16 protein-coding genes are annotated in these 18,156 nt (G+C 57.7%); 7 read left to right on the forward strand and 9 right to left on the reverse strand.

Annotated elements, in window-relative coordinates; translation table 11 throughout:
• Nucleotides 1–11 precede the first annotated feature (11 nt).
• Genes rodA through ACR0EV_RS15235 form a run of 5 tightly spaced genes read right to left on the reverse strand, consistent with a single transcriptional unit; the run spans nucleotide 12 to nucleotide 5,630 of the window.
• Nucleotides 12–1,151 (reverse strand): rod shape-determining protein RodA, encoded by a 1,140-nt coding sequence (rodA, locus tag ACR0EV_RS15215; protein ID WP_480800860.1) that lies wholly within the window; start codon nucleotides 1,149–1,151, stop codon nucleotides 12–14.
• Nucleotides 1,148–3,097, reverse strand: coding sequence for a penicillin-binding protein 2 (gene mrdA, locus ACR0EV_RS15220; protein WP_480800861.1), 1,950 nt, complete (start codon nucleotides 3,095–3,097; stop codon nucleotides 1,148–1,150). The genes rodA and mrdA overlap by 4 nt, the downstream gene beginning before the upstream one ends.
• Nucleotides 3,094–3,630, reverse strand: coding sequence for a rod shape-determining protein MreD (locus ACR0EV_RS15225; protein WP_480800862.1), 537 nt, complete (start codon nucleotides 3,628–3,630; stop codon nucleotides 3,094–3,096). Before ACR0EV_RS15225 ends, mrdA begins: the two co-directional genes overlap by 4 nt.
• Nucleotides 3,623–4,525 (reverse strand): rod shape-determining protein MreC, encoded by a 903-nt coding sequence (gene mreC, locus ACR0EV_RS15230; RefSeq protein ID WP_171105509.1) that lies wholly within the window; start codon nucleotides 4,523–4,525, stop codon nucleotides 3,623–3,625. The genes ACR0EV_RS15225 and mreC overlap by 8 nt, the downstream gene beginning before the upstream one ends.
• A 58-nt stretch (nucleotides 4,526–4,583) precedes the next feature.
• Nucleotides 4,584–5,630: a rod shape-determining protein gene (locus ACR0EV_RS15235; RefSeq protein ID WP_039523195.1), complete on the reverse strand. Its 1,047-nt coding sequence runs from the start codon at nucleotides 5,628–5,630 to the stop codon at nucleotides 4,584–4,586.
• A 155-nt stretch (nucleotides 5,631–5,785) separates the two neighbouring features.
• On the opposite strand from ACR0EV_RS15235, the gene ACR0EV_RS15240 reads away from it, so the two are divergent.
• Nucleotides 5,786–6,571: a 23S rRNA (adenine(2030)-N(6))-methyltransferase RlmJ gene (locus ACR0EV_RS15240; RefSeq protein ID WP_480800863.1), complete on the forward strand. Its 786-nt coding sequence runs from the start codon at nucleotides 5,786–5,788 to the stop codon at nucleotides 6,569–6,571.
• Nucleotides 6,572–6,738: 167 nt separating this feature from the next.
• Here ACR0EV_RS15240 and ACR0EV_RS15245 read toward each other — a convergent pair whose 3' ends face one another.
• Nucleotides 6,739–8,307, reverse strand: coding sequence for a 2-isopropylmalate synthase (locus ACR0EV_RS15245; protein ID WP_480800864.1), 1,569 nt, complete (start codon nucleotides 8,305–8,307; stop codon nucleotides 6,739–6,741).
• Between the two features lie 291 nt (nucleotides 8,308–8,598).
• Here ACR0EV_RS15245 and ACR0EV_RS15250 point away from each other — a divergent pair, with 291 nt between their 5' ends.
• The gene (locus ACR0EV_RS15250; RefSeq protein WP_480800865.1) at nucleotides 8,599–9,264 is read left to right on the forward strand and encodes an SDR family NAD(P)-dependent oxidoreductase; all 666 of its coding nucleotides are present in this window, start codon (nucleotides 8,599–8,601) and stop codon (nucleotides 9,262–9,264) included.
• A 4-nt stretch (nucleotides 9,265–9,268) separates the two neighbouring features.
• On the opposite strand, the gene ACR0EV_RS15255 is transcribed toward ACR0EV_RS15250, so the two are convergent.
• Nucleotides 9,269–10,750 (reverse strand): MORN repeat-containing protein, encoded by a 1,482-nt coding sequence (locus ACR0EV_RS15255; RefSeq protein ID WP_171669133.1) that lies wholly within the window; start codon nucleotides 10,748–10,750, stop codon nucleotides 9,269–9,271.
• Nucleotides 10,751–10,904: 154 nt separating this feature from the next.
• On the opposite strand from ACR0EV_RS15255, the gene ACR0EV_RS15260 reads away from it, so the two are divergent.
• From ACR0EV_RS15260 to ACR0EV_RS15270, 3 genes are all read left to right on the forward strand, one after another.
• The gene (locus ACR0EV_RS15260) at nucleotides 10,905–12,563 is read left to right on the forward strand and encodes an NAD+ synthase (RefSeq protein ID WP_480800866.1); all 1,659 of its coding nucleotides are present in this window, start codon (nucleotides 10,905–10,907) and stop codon (nucleotides 12,561–12,563) included.
• Between the two features lie 244 nt (nucleotides 12,564–12,807).
• The gene (locus tag ACR0EV_RS15265; protein ID WP_480800867.1) at nucleotides 12,808–13,104 is read left to right on the forward strand and encodes a hypothetical protein; all 297 of its coding nucleotides are present in this window, start codon (nucleotides 12,808–12,810) and stop codon (nucleotides 13,102–13,104) included.
• A gap of 137 nt (nucleotides 13,105–13,241) precedes the next feature.
• Nucleotides 13,242–14,573 (forward strand): NAD(P)/FAD-dependent oxidoreductase, encoded by a 1,332-nt coding sequence (locus ACR0EV_RS15270; RefSeq protein ID WP_480800868.1) that lies wholly within the window; start codon nucleotides 13,242–13,244, stop codon nucleotides 14,571–14,573.
• A gap of 4 nt (nucleotides 14,574–14,577) precedes the next feature.
• Here ACR0EV_RS15270 and ACR0EV_RS15275 read toward each other — a convergent pair whose 3' ends face one another.
• Nucleotides 14,578–15,510, reverse strand: a complete 933-nt coding sequence (locus ACR0EV_RS15275; RefSeq protein WP_480800869.1) for an MBL fold metallo-hydrolase — start codon at nucleotides 15,508–15,510, stop codon at nucleotides 14,578–14,580.
• Nucleotides 15,511–15,651: 141 nt separating this feature from the next.
• Between ACR0EV_RS15275 and gltX the strand changes: the two genes are divergently transcribed.
• On the forward strand, nucleotides 15,652–16,977 hold the full coding sequence (gene gltX, locus ACR0EV_RS15280; protein ID WP_480800870.1) for a glutamate--tRNA ligase: 1,326 nt from the start codon (nucleotides 15,652–15,654) through the stop codon (nucleotides 16,975–16,977).
• A gap of 26 nt (nucleotides 16,978–17,003) precedes the next feature.
• Here the strand turns inward: gltX and ACR0EV_RS15285 are convergent, their stop codons facing one another.
• A complete protein-coding gene (locus tag ACR0EV_RS15285) occupies nucleotides 17,004–17,615 on the reverse strand; it encodes a gamma-glutamylcyclotransferase family protein (protein ID WP_480800871.1) in 612 nt (203 codons plus the stop codon).
• 93 nt (nucleotides 17,616–17,708) lie between these two features.
• Between ACR0EV_RS15285 and ACR0EV_RS15290 the strand changes: the two genes are divergently transcribed.
• Nucleotides 17,709–18,155 (forward strand): RrF2 family transcriptional regulator, encoded by a 447-nt coding sequence (locus ACR0EV_RS15290; protein WP_171184054.1) that lies wholly within the window; start codon nucleotides 17,709–17,711, stop codon nucleotides 18,153–18,155.
• Nucleotide 18,156: the final 1 nt, after the last annotated feature.

The following is an 18,156-nucleotide window of genomic DNA, read 5'->3' on the forward strand; positions in this document are numbered from 1 at the left end:
GGCCTTTCAGATCAACGAGGGCGATGGATATGTGCGCTTTGAACGATGCCGAACGCGGCCATCAGAACCAGCATGGCCGAACCGCCATAGCTAACCATTGGCAGCGGCACGCCAACGACCGGGGCCATGCCCATCACCATCGACATGTTGACGGCAAAGAACAGGAAGAAGTTCAAAGCAATGCCCATAGTGACCAGTGAAGAAAACCGATCCTTGGTCGCAAGCGCAGTTACCATGCAGAACACAAGGATCAGCGCGTACAGGATCAACAGGGTGATGCCGCCGACAAATCCGAACTCTTCTGCCAGCGTCGTGAAAATGAAGTCGGTGTGCTTTTCAGGCAGGAAGTTTAACCGCGACTGTGTCCCTTGCATGAACCCACGCCCATTCCAGCCCCCGGACCCAAGGGCGATCTTGGACTGCGTGATGTGATACCCTGCACCCAGTGGATCGGTTGAGGGGTCCAGAAACGTGTCAATCCTGCGGAACTGATAGTCCTTGAGCAATTGCCACTCGGTCCCTCGGCTGTTGAATACAGTGGCGATTAAGCCCACAACTGCTGCGATAACGGCAGCAAAATACGCCCAATGGACGCCCGCCAGAAACATCAGCCCGCCACCCGCGGCCAGAAGAAGGATCGAAGTACCAAGGTCGGGTTGTTTCAGGACCAAAAGGGTCGGCAGAAAGATCAACGCCACCGGGAAAAAGACCCAAAGCGGTCGGGACGTCTTGTGGGATGGCAGCCAATCGTAATAGGCCGCCAGAACCATCACCAGCGCGACTTTCATCACTTCTGATGGTTGTAGGCGCATGAATCCAAGGTCGATCCAGCGCTGCGCGCCCATGCCGATGGTGCCGAACAGTTCGACAAACACCAGCAACGCGACCGAGCCCAGATAGGCCAGAACGGACATATTGCGCCAGAACCAGATTGGGACCAGTGCTATGATGAACATCGCTGTGAGGCCAAGCCCGAACCGTTCCATCTGCGGTTCTGCCCAAGGCGTCCAGGATCCTCCGGCAACCGAATACAACATCAGGAATCCAGCGCTGGCTGTGCTGATTAGCAGCAGGGTCAGCGGCCAGTTCATGTACAGGAATTTTCGAAATCCAGACGGTGTGGATTTGACCGCGTACTCAAGATAGCTCATGCGCGGTCCTTTTCGTCAGGACGTGCTTTGGGGCGACGGTCGCCCTCGAGCTGTTTTTGCTGTTCCTTAATACGGTCACGGTCGCCGGCAGGGTATGCGTCGAGCGGTGGCGTGCCGTTATAAAGAGCCTGTAGCATGATGTCCCGCGCCACTGGGGCTGCGGCCTTGGACCCTCCGCCACCATGTTCGACCACGACGGCAATCGCGTATTTGGGTTTGTCGTAGGGGGCAAAACTGACAAACAACGCGTGGTCGCGACGTTCCCAGGGTAAGTCTTCGTTTCGGATCACGCCTGCTGCGCGTTCGGCCTTGGTAATGTTTCGAACCTGACTGGTGCCTGTTTTTCCCGCCATGCGGAAATCTTCCGCGATAATACGGCTACGATAAGCCGTGCCACGTCGATCGTTGGAAACGGCCCACATCGCCTCGCGGATGTGTTTGAGATTGGCGGGACTGATCTCAAGCGGTTCTCCCGCACCGCTGGGTTGTTCAACCCCGTTGATCGACCGCACCAGACGAGGCGAAACCGCACGACCAGTGGCGATCCGCGCGGTCATAACGGCCAATTGCATTGGCGAGGCCAACATAAAGCCTTGTCCAATGGACGCGTTGGCCGTGTCGCCGATAAGCCATTCTTCGCCGTGGATCCTTTGTTTCCATTCCTGGTTGGGTGCCAACCCCGCGCGCACAGCGGACATGGGGATGTCATGCTTGATGCCCAGTCCAAGCTTGTTGGCCATCTCCGAGATTCTGTCGATGCCGACCTTTATCGCTACGTCGTAATAATACACGTCGCAACTGCGTTTCAGCGAAGTGTTGAGGTCCACCATGCCATGGCCACCACGCTTCCAGCAGTGGAAGCGGCGGCTACCAACTTTCAGATGGCCGGGGCAGTAAACGGTGTTTCCGGGGCCGACGACTCCGGCCTCAAGCGCGGCCAACGCAGTGACCATTTTAAAGGTCGAACCCGGAGGGTAAGTGCCCTGAACTGTCTTATTTGCCAGCGGACGGTACTTGTCTTGCGTCAGCATGCGGTAATCTGCGACCGAGATACCGCGCACAAACAGGTTGGGATCGAAGCTAGGGGCCGAAGCCATCGCGCGCAGATCACCGGTTTCACAATCGATAACAACGGCAGCGGCGCTTTCGCCCGCCAAACGTGCCTGTGCGTATTGTTGCAGGTCCGCATCAACAGACAGTTGCAAGTCGGCTCCGGGCTGGCCTTCCTGTCGGTCCAGCTCGCGCATGACGCGACCGGTTGCGTTGACTTCGACACGCTTGGCACCGGCCTTGCCGCGCAATGAGATTTCCTGTTTTGCCTCTAGGCCCACTTTGCCGATTTGAAACCGGGGGATTCGCAGAACGGGTTCAGGGTCTTCGATCTGGCTGAGGTCGTAATCACTGACCGGCCCGACATAGCCGACGATATGAGCAAAGTCTTCATAGCGTGGGTATTGCCGTGTCAGACCAACTTCGGGTGTGACACCCGGCAAGGCTGGGGCATTGACGGCAACTTTCGATATGTCCTCCCACGTGACCTGATCGGCCAGCGTGACCGGCAGGAACGGGGCCGAGCGGCGCATCTCGGTCCGGGCGCGTTCGATCTCATCATCGTTCAGCGGGATCAGTTCCGACAATTTTCCGATCACCTGATCCACATCACCGGCGTCTTCGCGCACAATCACGATACGGTAGGATGGCGAGTTCTGGCCAATGATCTGCCCGTTGCGGTCATAGATTCGTCCGCGATTTGGGGGGATCAGGCGGATATTGATGCGGTTTTCTTCGGCCAGCAGGCGATACTCATCGGCCTGATCCACTTGCATGAACCGCATACGTGCCGCCAGCCCGCCAATGAAGGCGGCCTGTAGGCCGCCCAACAACAGCGCACGCCGTGGCAAGCGTTTATAGGCTAGGCCCTGTGATTTGGGCTTGCGCGGCTTCATGCCCGACCTCCTACCGCGCCGGTATCAGAAACGGTCATGCGACGGACACCGAACACACTTTGGCTCAGTGCAACGATGACCGGATAACAGACAATTGTCAGCACGAGCTGGATCATGACAGGCAACAAAGCGGCCTGTTGCACGGACAAGATTGAAAGAACGATCCTGTTCGCGAAAAACACACCCGCGATGACCACGCTAACCGACATCCATTCTCCGACGAAACCGGCATCTTTCATACCCGGTGCCGCCGAACGCAGATAGGCTGATCCAAAGACAACCAGTGCCGCCAAAAGGCCCGGTGGGCGTTGCAGAAGAAGGTCGGCCATCAGCATCACGACAGCCACAAGCAAGGTTGGAACATAGTCGGGGCGGCGCAGCACCCAGGCGAAAGTTAGGGCAATCAGAACGTCGGGAAAAGGCCAGCGATCTGGTTGCGCATCCAGCGGCAACAAATGCAGGAACAGCACACAAAAAGCCAGCGCTGCGTAGAGACCGCGCATCGCCCAGTTATGCGAGGCAGACTTATCCATCACTAAGCTCTTCAGGCGACAGGGCGGCTTCGGGCCGGGTTGGACCCACTATGCCGCCGGGGTCCCGAATGATCGGGGCCGAGTTGAAGCGTAGAACGCGCAGAAACTCCAGCCGTTCGAAATCAGCGGACAGACGCACCCGCAACCGGCCGCCCGGATCCGTTGCGATCTGGCCAATCAGCAAACCAGCCGGGAAAACGCCACCGTCACCTGACGTAATAACCCGGTCGCCGGGGCGGACCAGTTCACGGCTTTCGAGGAATTCGACAACTGGCGCCGACGTGTTGTCCCCTTTGATCAACGCGGTCTGGCCCGAAGGCTGGATGGTAGCGGGTATGGCGCTGGTTGCATCTGTCACCAGAATGACGCGGGCTGTATCTGAACCGACGCCCGAGATCCGACCGACAAGGCCGATGCCGTCCATCGTGGCCCACCCATCGACGATGCCGTCGCGCTCACCTACGTTTAGCAGAACTGACTGCCGGAAAGGTGAGCCGCTGTCGGCCATAACCACACCGGTGATATAGGTCAGGCGCGGATCAAGACGTACATTGTTGAGATCCAACAAACGCGCGTTTTCCTGCTCCAGTTGCAGTGCCGCTTCTTTCCAGGCGCGCATCAGGCGCAGTTCGCTGCGCAGTTCGCGGTTTTGCTCGCTCAGGCGCTGATAGCTTTGGAAGTCACGAACAAGATTGACTGTCGCAGTCACAGGCACCATGGCCCACTCCATCGAGGGTACAACAGCATCCACCACTTGCGCGCGAAACCGTTCAACGCGCGGGCTGTCGATGCGCCAGATCAGGAAGATTCCCAACAGACAAAGGATCACGATCCCCAGCAACAAACGACGCAAGGGGGTAGTGTAGTCATCGCGCTGTGATCGGTCTTTTGCCACAGGTTACCTTCCCGTGCTGCTCGTGCCGAATTCAGACTGCCCCTAAAAGGTGCGCGCCTCAGCTCTCGTAGTCAATCGCGTGGCGCAGCTGTTTTTCATATTCTAGCGCCTTGCCGGTGCCCAAAGCCACACAATTCAGGCTTTCGTCGGCAATCGACACGGCCAGACCAGTCTGTTCGCGCAGGGCCAGATCCAGATCACCCAGCAGCGCACCGCCGCCGGTCAACATCACGCCCCGGTCCACAATATCCGCCGCCAGATCGGGTGGCGTGGTTTCCAGAGCGGTCATAACCGCCTCGCAAATCTGCTGCACGGGTTCCGAGAGCGCTTCGGCCACCTGAGCCTGGCTGATCTCGATTTCCTTGGGCACACCGTTCAGCAGGTCACGCCCACGGATGTGCATCGACTGACCACGGCCATCGTCGGGCATACGGGCGGTGCCGATGGTGGTTTTGATCCGTTCAGCCGTGGATTCACCCACCAGCAGGTTCTGCTGACGACGCAGATACGAAATGATGGCTTCGTCCATACGGTCGCCACCAACGCGGACCGAGCGGGCGTAAACAATGTCACCCAGCGACAGAACCGCAACTTCGGTTGTACCGCCGCCGATGTCGACGACCATGTTGCCGGTTGGGTCGGTGATCGGCATCCCGGCGCCAATCGCGGCTGCAATTGGTTCGGCGATCAGGCCCGCACGGCGCGCGCCTGCGGATAGAACCGACTGACGGATTGCGCGTTTTTCGACCGGGGTCGCACCATGGGGCACACAGACGATGATCTTGGGTTTTGAGAAGGTCGAGCGCTTGTGCACCTTGCGGATGAAGTGCTTGATCATCTCTTCCGCCGTGTCGAAATCCGCGATCACACCTTCACGCATCGGTCGGATGGCTTCGATTGAACCGGGCGTCCGGCCCAGCATCAGCTTGGCGTCTTCGCCAACAGCGAGAACTTTCTTCACACCGTCCTTGACGTGATAGGCAACCACCGAGGGTTCAGACAGGATGACACCGCGCCCCTTGACGTAAACCAGCGTGTTTGCTGTTCCAAGGTCGATAGCCATGTCCGCTGTGAACAGGCCGCCCAGATTGCCAAAGATCCCCATGTTTCCCCTGATCCTGTATGTCGGTTTTTCTACTGCCCGCGACTCGACGGTTCCGGGACGGATGACTTATAGGGTGCCATCACGCCCGGTAAAAGGGCTGATTCCGCGACAATCAGCACCTTTCCGCCTTATTGATTGGGACTTTAGAAGGCAAAATGCTCTCTTATCAACACATTTACCACGCCGGTAATCTGGCTGATGTCCAAAAGCACGCATTGTTGGCCTGGGTGCTGAATTATCTGACACGCAAGGACAAGCCGCTCAGCTATGTCGAAACGCATTCCGGTCGAGGGTTGTACAAGCTGGATGCGGAGGAAGCTGTGCGCACCGGAGAGGCCGCAGCGGGGATTAAGCGGGCGCAGCAAGAAGGGTGGTTCGGACCTGATCATCCGATGGCCCAAGTTTTGGAAAGCGTTCAAAACCGTCACGGCAATGCCGCCTATCCGGGCTCACCCCTGGTTGCGGCCAATCTGCTGCGGGACCAGGACAGTTTGCATTTTGCAGAACTTCACCCCCAAGAACATGCCGCTCTGGCCTTGGCCATGTCGCCCTATGGGGCCAAGGTTTACCAGCAAGACGGTTTTGCGCTGGCGCAATCCTTGCTGCCACCTACACCTCGCAGGGGGATGCTGCTGATCGACCCGAGCTATGAGGTGAAAACCGACTATGATCGTATGCCAGGCATCATCGCCAAGCTTCACCGCAAATGGAACGTTGGGGTCATAGCGTTGTGGTATCCAATACTCTCGGACAAGCGCCACCAGGCCATGATCCGTGCTTTGAAGTCGCAAAATTTACCCAAAGCTGTCTGTCACGAGGTGACGTTCCCCCCGGTTCGTGAAGGCCACCGGATGATCGGTTCCGGCATGTTCATCATCAACGCGCCGTTTGGCATCAATGGCGAAATGAAGCGTCTGTCCTCCTTTTTTGACCAGCTTTGAACAGAAGTTGGGTGAAACCTATCAATGCTTCCGCCTCGTTTGCCTGCATCAAAGATGCCGTCAAACAAGTTGGGCCCGGCAGCGCGCCATAAGCGCGCTGCCGGGCCCAAAACCCAAGAAGGGACGGCGAAGCCGGGCCGCCGCGGGTGCGGGAACCCTTGGGCCGTTCAGGTCAGGTCTTTGTAACTGATCTCGCGCGTGTCCACGCCGGGGCCGGTTTTTTCACGGCGCACGATCAAACGGTTCAGCGCGTGAATATAGGCTTTGGCCGAGGCCACAACCGTATCGGTATTGGCGGACTGTCCGGTTGCGATCATGCCGTCCTCGCTGAGGCGAACAGACACTGTGGCCTGCGCATCGGTGCCTTCGGTGACAGCGTGAACCTGATACAGCTGCAAACGGGCTGTGTTGGGATAGATGGCCCGGATCGCTTTGAAGGTCGCGTCCACCGGTCCGTCGCCATGTTCAGTGGCGATAATGTCCTTGCCATCCATTTCCAGCTCGACTGTGGATTCTGCCTGACCACCCGTCCCGCAGGTCACTTTCATTGAGACAAGCTGCAGGTAGTCGTCGTGTTCATCCATGGTCATCAAGGCGATGAGGTCGTCGTCAAACACCTCTTTCTTGCGGTCGGCCAGATCCTTGAACCGCACGAAAATGTCGCGCAACTGGTTGTCACCAACCTCAAAACCCAAAGTCTCAAGTTTGTCGCGCAGGGCCGCGCGGCCCGAGTGTTTGCCCAGCGGCAGAGAAGTACCGGACAGGCCAATGTCCTCGGGGCGCATGATCTCGAAGTTTTCGCGGTTCTTGAGCATCCCGTCCTGATGGATGCCGCTTTCATGCGCAAAGGCGTTCTTGCCGACGATGGCCTTGTTGAACTGCACGTTAAAGCCCGACACCGTCGCCACCCTGCGTGAGATGTGCATGATCTTGGTGGTGTCGATACCCGTGTGCCACGGCATGATATCATTGCGGGTGCGCAGCGCCATCACGACTTCTTCCAGCGCTGTGTTGCCTGCGCGTTCGCCCAACCCGTTGATTGTGCATTCGATCTGACGCGCGCCCCCCGCAACGGCCGCCAGCGAGTTCGCGGTCGCCATGCCAAGGTCATTGTGGCAGTGGGTAGCAAAGATCACCTCATCCGCGCCCGGAACCGTTTCGATCAGGCGTTTGATCAGGTCCGCGGACTCGACGGGTGCCGTGTATCCCACAGTATCTGGAATGTTGATCGTGGTTGCCCCGGCTTTGATCGCAATCTCGATCACGCGGCACAGGTAATCCCACTCGGTCCGCGTCGCATCCATTGGCGACCACTGAACGTTTTCGCACAAGTTGCGCGCATGGCTGACCGTTTCGTGGATCTTGTCGGCCATCTCATCCATTGTCAGGTTCGGAATGGCGCGGTGCAGTGGAGAGGTGCCGATAAACGTGTGGATCCGGTTTTGTTCGGCGTGTTTCACGGCCTCCCAACAGCGATCAATGTCGGCAAAGTTTGCACGGGCCAGACCGCAGATACGGCTGTTTTTAGAACGTTGCGCGATCTCGGAAACAGCCTTGAAATCGCCCTCGGATGCGATGGGGAAACCGGCTTCGATGATGTCGACGCCCATCTCGTCCAGCAGTTCGGCAATCTCCAGCTTTTCGTCATGGGTCATGGTCGCGCCGGGGCTCTGCTCGCCGTCGCGCAAAGTGGTATCGAAGATCAAGACGCGGTCTTGGTCGGTCACGTTGGTCATGGGAATCTCTTTCTTGTCTGTCCTAAAGCCTTCTTGGCGCGCTGGCGTCCTCCTCTGAGCGGGCGCGCCGGATGGCACGCTCAGAGGCGGATTAGGATCAGTAGGCCACGCAGAGACGCACCGCGCAGGGCGGTGTCGGCACAAAGGATATCTGCACGGTTGATCATGGGATTGAGGTTATACAGAGCCCGTCAGGAATGAAAAGACCAATTTGCGTCCAACAGGTCCTGCGCTGGCTTTCTAATTCCAGACCAACTTGATTGTGCCCTCTGCGCAGCTAGCTGGATGCAGATGAAAACAGCATTGATCATCGGAGCCTCGGGCGGAATTGGCGCAGCGGTTTGTAATACCTTAGAGAGGCAGGGTATCTCGGTAACGGGTCTGTCGCGGTCATTGGATGGGTTCGATCTGACTGACCCCGACCGCGCGTTGCCGATCATTGATAAGCTAACCGATCCCTTTGACTTGATACTGGTCGCGTCCGGGGCGTTAGAGATCGAAGGGGCCGCACCGGAAAAGACAATTCGTGCGGTTTCAGCCAAGGCGATGATGGATCAGTTCACGCTCAACGCGGTAGGTCCGGCTTTGGTGCTGAGCCGAGCGCACAGGCTTTTGCCCCGCAAGGGGCGGTCGGTTTTTGCGGTTCTTTCAGCGCGTGTGGGATCCATCGGGGACAATCGGATGGGGGGCTGGATCAGCTACCGGGCCGCCAAGGCTGCGGTCAATCAAGTTGTCCATACCTCGGCCATCGAACTGTCGCGGACGCATAAGCAGGCGATTTGTGTCGCCTTGCATCCGGGAACCGTGAAAACTGCGTTCACGCAGAAATACTTGAACCGTCATCCAGCCGTCGAGCCGGAGGTCGCCGCCCAAAACCTGTTATCCGTGATCAATGGACTTACACCAGCGGATACCGGCGGTTTCTTTGATTGGGCCGGGCAACCCGTTCCGTGGTGAGGGCTTACCCGTCGGAGGCTTCTGGCGTTTCGGCCTGATCGTCTGGCGCAGGCTGTGGATCCGGGGTGTCTGACTCGCTTTGCTGGTCAGAGGCCCGGCCCGGCAAGACTCCGTTTTCCCAAATACCGGTTTCTTCCTGCCCGTTGGCATAGCGCATCGTTCCGCTGCCCTGCCGCTTGTTGTCGACAAAATTGCCTTCGTACACATCGCCGTTCGAATAGGTAGCAACGCCCACGCCTTCGATCTTACCTTCGGACCAGTCGCCTACGTATTTGAAACCGGCAGGTGTTACGATTTCCCCAGCGCCATGCCGTTTTCCGTTCAGAAAATCACCAGTATAGATGGTGCCGTCGGAATAGGTCGCTTTGCCCTTGCCTTGGCGAACGCCATCGACCCAGTCGCCGTCATAGACCGAGCCGTCCGCGCGCGTCACGACGCCCTTGCCATGGCTTTGCGCGTTCTTGAACTGGCCTTTGTAGATCATTCCGTTGGCATACGTGGCTGTGCCCTGACCCTCGATCACGCCAGCGATCCAATCACCTTCATAGGTTGACCCATCAGGATAGGTGATGCGGCCCGTCCCCTCAGCCAAATCGGCAACAAAATCGCCGACATAAACCGAGCCATCGGGATAAGTCAGCTCTCCCAGACCTTCGATCTGTCCCTGGTTCCAGTCGCCGGTATACACAAAGCCGTCCGTGCCGGTGAATGTGCCCTTGCCCTGGCGGCGATCATCGACAAAATCGCCCTCGTATACGTCGCCTTGCGCGTGGGTCACTTTGCCTTTGCCCTGACGGCGCCCTTCTACCAGTTCGCCCTCATAGACATCGCCATTGGCATAGGTCAGACGACCGGTGCCGGTGATCTGATCCTGCGCCCATTCACCGGAATAGATCATGCCGTCGGGCATGGTTTGCTTGCCCGTGCCATCGCGCAATCCTGCGCTGACGTCCCCTTCATACACGCTGCCATCCGCATAGGTAATCCTGGCCTTACCTTGCCGCTGTCCATCAACCCAGTCGCCATCATAGATGTATCCGTCGGGAAAAGTCAGAACGCCTTTGCCGTGCCGCTGGGCATTCCTGAACTCGCCCTCATAGCGGGTGCCATTGGCGAATTCGGCAACACCTGTGCCGTTGATCGATCCGTTGGACCATTCACCGTCATAGCTGCTGCCATTGGCGTAAACGATCTTGCCGCGCCCTTCGGGCTGGCCCTTGGCAAAACTGCCTTCATAGATTGAACCGTCGGGATAGCGGGTCACGCCTTGGCCCTGAATCTCGCCTTCAACCCACTCGCCCGTGTATTCAAACCCGTTGGGCAGCCGGTAGGTTCCCGTCCCGTGGCGCAGGCCGTTTTCATAGGTGCCTTCATAGACGCCGCCAACCTCGTCATCTTTGATGATGACTGTTCCGTCCTGTGCAAACGCCGTCGCTGCGGACAGACTGAGCCCCGCTGCCAAAATCGAATATCGGATCACGTTCATTTTCGGTCCTGCCTGCCGGGTCATCGCTGGTTGCATCTTTGGAGGCAAAACTAGGATACCGTCGAGGGCAGGGCAACGGCTTTTGCCGCATTGGCCTTTTACTCGCGCGGTGATCTGCTAAATGGCAATAGGACTGACGAGGCAAGAGGGCAGCATGGCCGACCGTTTCCGTATCACTCTGGCGCAACTGAACCCCACTGTGGGCGACATTGAAGGCAATGCAGCCAAGGCGTTTACCGCTTGGGAGCAAGGCAAAGCAGCCGGTGCCGATCTGGTGGCCTTCCCCGAGATGTTCATCACCGGGTACAACACGCAGGATCTGATCCAGAAGCCAGTGTTCCACCGTGCGGCCATGGCGGCGGTTGAGGTGTTGGCCAAAACATGCGCAGACGGACCAGCGATTGCCATTGGCGCGCCTTGGGCGGAAGAGGACAAGTTGTTCAACGCCTACCTGATCCTCAAAAACGGGCGGATCACCAGCAAGGTCTTGAAACATCATTTGCCGAACGAAACCGTTTTTGACGAAGTGCGCCTGTACGATGCCGGTCCGCTGGGTGGGCCGTATTCGGTTGGGAACTTCCGAATTGGCAGCCCGATCTGCGAAGATGGGTGGCACCCGGACGTGGCGGAAACGCTCGAAGAAACCGGGGCCGAGTTTCTACTGATCCCCAACGGATCGCCCTATTTCCGCGACAAGTATGACGTGCGCCTGAACCATATGGTGGCGCGTGTTGTCGAAACGGGTTTGCCACTGATTTACCTGAATATGGTGGGTGGGCAGGACGATCAGGTCTTTGACGGAGCCAGCTTTGGCCTGAATCCGGGTGGAGAGCTGGCCTTTCGGATGCCTGTTTTTGACGAAACTGTCTCACACGTGGATCTTGAGCGTGGTGACGATGGCTGGCTGATCGCGCCTGCCGAAATCGTTCCTCAGCCTGATGTGTGGGAGCAGGATTATCGCGCGATGGTGCAGTCGTTGCGCGACTATATGGGTAAGACGGGTTTCAAGAAGGCGCTTCTTGGTCTTTCTGGCGGGGTCGATTCCGCGTTGGTTGCAGCCATCGCGGTCGATGCCATCGGGGCCGAAAACGTGCGCTGCGTGATGTTGCCGTCGGAATATACCAGTCAGGCTTCGCTGGATGATGCCGAGGCCGTCGCCAAGGCGTTGGGCGTGCACTATGATTTCGTGCCGATTTCCGAAAGCCGGGCTGTGGTCACAAATACTCTGGCGCCTTTGTTTGCAGGGTTGGACGAAGGGCTGACCGAGGAAAACATTCAGTCCCGTCTGCGTGGGCTGCTGTTGATGGCGATCTCGAACAAGTTTGGTGAAATGCTGTTGACCACCGGCAACAAGTCCGAGGTCGCGGTGGGCTATGCCACGATCTATGGCGACATGAACGGCGGCTATAATCCGATCAAGGATCTGTACAAAACCCGCGTGTTTGAAACCTGCCGTTGGCGCAACGCCAATCATCGCGACTGGATGATGGGCCCTGAAGGCGAGGTGATCCGCCCGTCGGTTATCGACAAACCGCCAAGTGCGGAGTTGCGGGAAGATCAGAAAGACAGCGACAGCTTGCCCGATTACCCGGTGCTGGACGGTATTCTGGAGATTCTCGTCGATCAGGATGGGTCCGTCGCCGATTGCGTCGCTGCCGGGTTTGACGAAGCAGAGGCCCGGCGGGTCGAACACCTGATCTATATCAGTGAATACAAGCGGTTCCAGTCCGCGCCCGGGACTCGGCTCAGCAAACGGGCTTTTTGGCTGGATCGGCGCTATCCAATTGTGAATCGCTGGCGCGATCGGAGCTGAGTTTCAGGGCAAGGCCAGTTCGCATGGAAACAGTCAATCATCATTTGAATTGATTGTATCTATTTCGTGGGAAATTGGATGTTATTTAAAGCACTTACAGCTGTCTCAGCCTTGTTTTGCTGACATTTTTCTGCCACATTTTTGCTTAGAAGTTGCCCGATGTGGGGCGGGTGCGACGCAATTTAATCGGTACGCGTAAAATTGGTTCGCGGTACGAGTGGCGCATCCTGGGTTGGATGTCTGAGTGAACGGTGTGGTGGTAATTATGTACAAGGAATATGACAATTCGCTTCATGCTCCTATGCGATTGCGGACGATGGAATCTCCGCCTCAGGAGTTGGATGAAGAAAAGCTGGATGCAGCAATCGCGGATATGCTGGACGAGCAGCGTGACTTGGACGAACAAGCCGCCGCTCATTTCCGCACAGAGTTTCCAAGATTGCTGCGTCAGGAAGACGTGACTGCGCAAGCCGCGCGCAAGCAAAACGGGCTTTCCGCGATCCTGCGCCAGAAATGGGCGGAATTGTCCGGCGCGGCTTAGTACGCTCTTTGCTGACACTGATTTCGGCACCTGAGCCACAGGTGTCGAAAATACAGCAAGATCGCCCTGAATACCCATTGCTTATCCACGGTAGGCAGGTCTCCATACTGGTCCAAGCGACCGAGTAAGACCTGTTGATGACCGCACTCAAACCGACCCCCGTAGAATCTGATCTGGCCCTGCCCAAACGTGTGGATGTTGTTGTCATTGGCGGCGGCATCATCGGCGTTTCAACAGCATTGGAACTGGCTGAACGCGGTGCTTCTGTTCTTTTGTGTGAAAAGGGTCAGATCGCAGCCGAGCAGAGTTCGCGCAATTGGGGGTGGGTGCGTCTGGGTATGCGAGACCCAAGGGAAATTCCCCTGATGCAAGAGGCGTTGCGCATCTGGCAAACACTAGACGAGCGTTTGGGGCGCGAAACAGGCTATACCCAATCCGGCATCCTTTTTGGGGCCTCTGGCGCAAGAGACGCAGGCAACCTGCAAAAGTGGATGCGCCATGTTGAGGGATTGCAGACCGGGGCCAGGATAGTGTCCGGCGGTGAGCTTTCCGATTTGCTGCAAGGGCATCAAACGGGTTTGACAACAGCGCTTTACATGCCGCAGGACGGTCGGGCCGAGCCGCAATGGGCTGCTCCGGCCATAGCCGAGGCTGCACGAAACCGGGGCACAGTGATCATGACGCAATGCGCCGTACGTAGTTTGGACACTCGTGAAGGGCGTGTCTCGGGTGTCTTTACAGAACGTGGAAAAGTGGCCTGCGACCGGGTTGTTCTGGCTGGTGGGGCGTGGTCGCGCTTGTTTGCAGGCAACGCAGGTGTCGAACTGCCGCAACTCAAGGTTCTGAACACGGTCCTTCGCACATCCCCCGTGCACAATGGGCCCGGACCCGCGTTGTGGTCCGACGACTTTGCGATCCGCAAGCGCGCTGACGGCGGCTATACCATTGCGTCTGGCCACGAGAACACAGTGGACATCGTGCCTGACATTTTCCGGCTTGCGAGGCAGTTTCTTCCTGCCTTTGCGCAAGAGTGGAAATCTCTGCGCTTTCGCCTGTCCAAACGCTGGACCATCGAAGCGCGACACGACCGGCGCTGGCTGCCCACCGATGTGACGCCGTTCGAACAGTGCCGAATTTTGGACCCTGAGCCATCGCAGAAAACGTTGCGGCACGCTTGGGGCAGTGCCTGTAAAGGGTTCCCGGCGCTGCTGAAAAGCGAAGTTGTGCAAAGCTGGGCCGGAATGATCGACGTTACGCCGGATGCTATTCCGGTGATCTCAGGTGTTGATGAGTTGCCGGGTCTTTTCATAGGCACAGGATTCTCTGGCCATGGATTTGGCATTGGTCCAGGTGCCGGGAGATTGATCGCCGATCTTGTCGCCGAAACGACGCCTTGCGTGGATCCGACCGCGTTTAGCCTGTCGCGGTTCACCGACAGTTCGAAAGTGCGACCGGATCCGGGGTATTAGTGGCTTAGCCCATCATCTGATAGCTGACCGGAACAAAGCGGAAGCCTTCGCCACGTGTCTCTACAAAGCCAGCGGCTGGAAAGGGCATGTGATAGCCGATCATTGGCACCTTATCTGCGGCCAGCATCCCCAGAACATTGCGCCGCGATGCAGTCGCAGCTTCTTTGTCGGCGTCAAAGCTAAAGCCCCATTCCGGGTGCGCAAAGGACCATACATAGTGGTTGGCCAGATCGGCCGTCAGAACCAGCCGCTGACCGTTGCTTTCCAGATGGAAAACCGTGTGACCGGGCGTATGTCCATAAGCAGCGATGGCCGTGATGCCGGACGACACTTCGCCCCCGTCTTCGATAAAGCTCATCTTTTCGGCCAATGGCGTGACCTTGGCCGCGACCATATCGCCGACACGGTTTCCGGCTTCCATCCCGGACCAGAAATTGTATTCGGACGATGCAGTGACATAGCGTGCATTCGGGAAGGTCGGCGCGTCATTTGTGGTCATGCCGCCAATGTGGTCGGGGTGCATATGAGTGATAACAACCACGTCGATCTGATCGGGCGTGACGCCCGCATCGGCCAAAGCTGTCTGAATACCGCCTTGTCCCAGGCCGGTATCAAACAGAACAAGTTCGGATCCTGTATTGACCAGCGTTGGGGTGAAGAAGAACTGCGCCACGTCGGGTGAGATGAAGTTTTCGGCGGATACTTTTGCGAAATCTTCATCTGACACGTCCTGGCCAAACAGCGCTTTGGCGTCATCGCGGGGGACGCTGCCATCCAGCAATGTGGTGACAGTGAAATCACCCAGAGCAAACGATCTGGCGATGGTTGATTTCGCTTTGGTTTCGGTTCCCGCAGCCAGAATTGGCGTAGCGGCAGAGGCAAAAGGTAAAGCCGCTGCTGCACCAAGTGCAGCCCGGCGGGTCAGTTTAATAGTCATTTTGGGGTCTCCCTGTCAGTGCCAGCATTCCTTTAGATAGGTCCTATGCGTGAACTTGCCACCTGACGTTGCTGTGAACAGGTCTGCCGACTGGACAAATAGCCGATCCTGTGACAAGAGCCGCGCCAACAGGAGACACCCATGACAACCACCCGTTTCGCCCCGTCGCCCACCGGTTACATCCATGTGGGCAACCTGCGCACCGCCCTGATGAACTATCTGATCGCCCGCAAGGCTGGCGGTACATTCATCCTGCGTATTGACGATACTGATCCCGAACGCTCGAAAGAAGAATATGTCGATGCCATCAAGCAGGATCTGGAGTGGCTGGGTCTGGATTGGGACAAGGTCGAGCGTCAGTCGGACCGTCTGGACCGCTATGCCGAAGCTGCCGACAAGCTGCGTGAAATGGGGCGTTTCTATGAGGCGTTTGAGACGCCGACCGAGCTGGACCTGAAACGCAAGAAGCAACTGAACATGGGCAAGCCACCGGTCTATGACCGGGCCGCGCTGAACCTGTCAGATGCCGAAAAAGACGCTCTGCGCGCCGAACGTGGCAACGGTGTATGGCGTTTCAAGCTGGATCATGAGCGTATCGAGTGGAATGACGGTATTCTGGGCGACATCTCGATTGATGCTGCTTCGGTGTCTGACCCAGTGCTGATCCGTGGTGACGGTCAGGTGCTTTATACAATTGCGTCCGTTGTGGACGATACCGAAATGGGTGTGACCGATGTTGTGCGCGGCTCGGACCACGTGACCAACACCGCAACGCAGATCCAGATCATCGAAGCGCTGGGCGGACAGTGCCCACGTTTTGCCCACCACTCGCTGCTGACTGGCCCGCAGGGAGAGGCACTGTCGAAACGTCTGGGGACTTTGGCTCTGCGCGACCTACGCGAACAGGGCGTTCAGCCGATGGCGTTGTTGAGCCTGATGGCGCGTTTGGGGTCGTCTGACCCGGTTGAGTTGCGCTCGGACATGGCGGAATTGATCGAAGGGTTTGATGTGAACCGGTTTGGTGCGGCGCCGACCAAGTTCGACGTACAAGACCTGTTCCCGCTGACCGCCAAGCACCTGCAATCGCTGCCGCTGGCAGATGTAGCTGATGCGGTAGAGGATGCTGGCGTTCCGGCTGATTTGGCGGAACCCTTCTGGGCTATGGCGCGCGAAAACATCACAACTCTGGCCGATCTGAAAGGCTGGTGGGAACTGTGCCGCGATGGGGCCGAGCCTTTGATTGCCGATGAAGATCGCGAGTTTATTGCCGAAGCTATCGCTTTGCTGCCCGACGGCCCGTTTGATGGGGAGACTTGGGGTGCTTGGACCAAAGCGGTGAAAGAGGCGACAGGCCGCAAGGGCAAAGGTCTGTTCATGCCGCTGCGCAAAGCCCTGACCGGGATGGAGCGGGGTCCGGAAATGGCGTCGCTGCTGCCTTTGCTGCAGGTGATCCGTGCACGGGACTGAACGCCCCTTACCGAGACGATGTAAGTTTAGAATTTGAAAGAGGCAGGCAAATCGTCTGCCTCTTTTTGTTGGTGCGGCTGGATGATCTTTACCGATGCGCGCTCCAGTCGGTCATCTACAAATGCTGTCTCGTCAGGTTTGAGCTGTTGGTGGCGGGGATATTTCGGCTCGGCCCGGTCATTCACAACGGGCGCGTCCCAGCCGTCGGTTGTGGCAAAGAACCGGTCTGCACCGTCTTGTCCAAACGCCCTCAGGTATCCCTGCACTACAACGTCGATATAACTGAGCAGCAAGGGATGGTGATTGCTGGGCGCGGTGTGTCGGTCATGAGGCACCGCATAAACCGCGATTTCGACATCATGCGTCAGGGGGTGTGAAATCGAATTCGTTGCCGGAACCCGGTCATAGGCCCATTCCCGCTGATCCAGTGCGGCCCAGTCGTTTTTAGGTACATGGGCGATCATGCCTTCGATCTCGGACTCGGGGTCGGGAATTGCGGTCAGGAACGCGATCGGGCGCAGATCGGTATGGCGCCACGCCCGTTTCCAGCCTTTCAGTTTCGCGGGGCGCGGGTCGGGAAAGTCATGGGTGGCGAGGTTCACAAGGCTGCCATAGCCAAAGAAATAGGGGTCAGGCATGGATAAGGCGTCCTTTTGATCGATTGATGTATGTCAAACCGCTTTTTTCCCGGACATGCAATAAGGCTGCATCTTGAATTCAGGGAGGCCCTCATGCGGATTACCAAACGGACGAATATCGCTGTGCGCCTGTTGATGTATTGCGCAGCGCACCCGGACAGGTTGGTCACGAAGGCGGAGATCGCCGAAGTGTGCAACATCTCGGAAAATCATCTGGCACAAGTGATCAATCAACTGAGCCAGTTGAACTATCTGAGCACGCAGCGGGGCCGCAACGGCGGCATGTCCCTGGCGCGCCCGGCGGAAGAAATCCGGATCGGCGCTGTATTCCGGCATGTCGAAGGGGCCTTGCCCATTGCCGAGTGTTTTGCGGATGCTGACAATACCTGCCCCTTGACGGATGCCTGCCGGTTGCGGCTTGCGCTGCAAGACGCGGCCGAGGTGTTTTACGCTTCTCTCGATGATGTTTCGCTGGATGCCTTGGTCTGCGACAACGATCCGTTGCTGAAGCTTCTGCAGCCCGTGGCCTGTGTGCGCTGAA

It is taken from the genome of Ruegeria sp. CF8 (assembly GCF_056537285.1).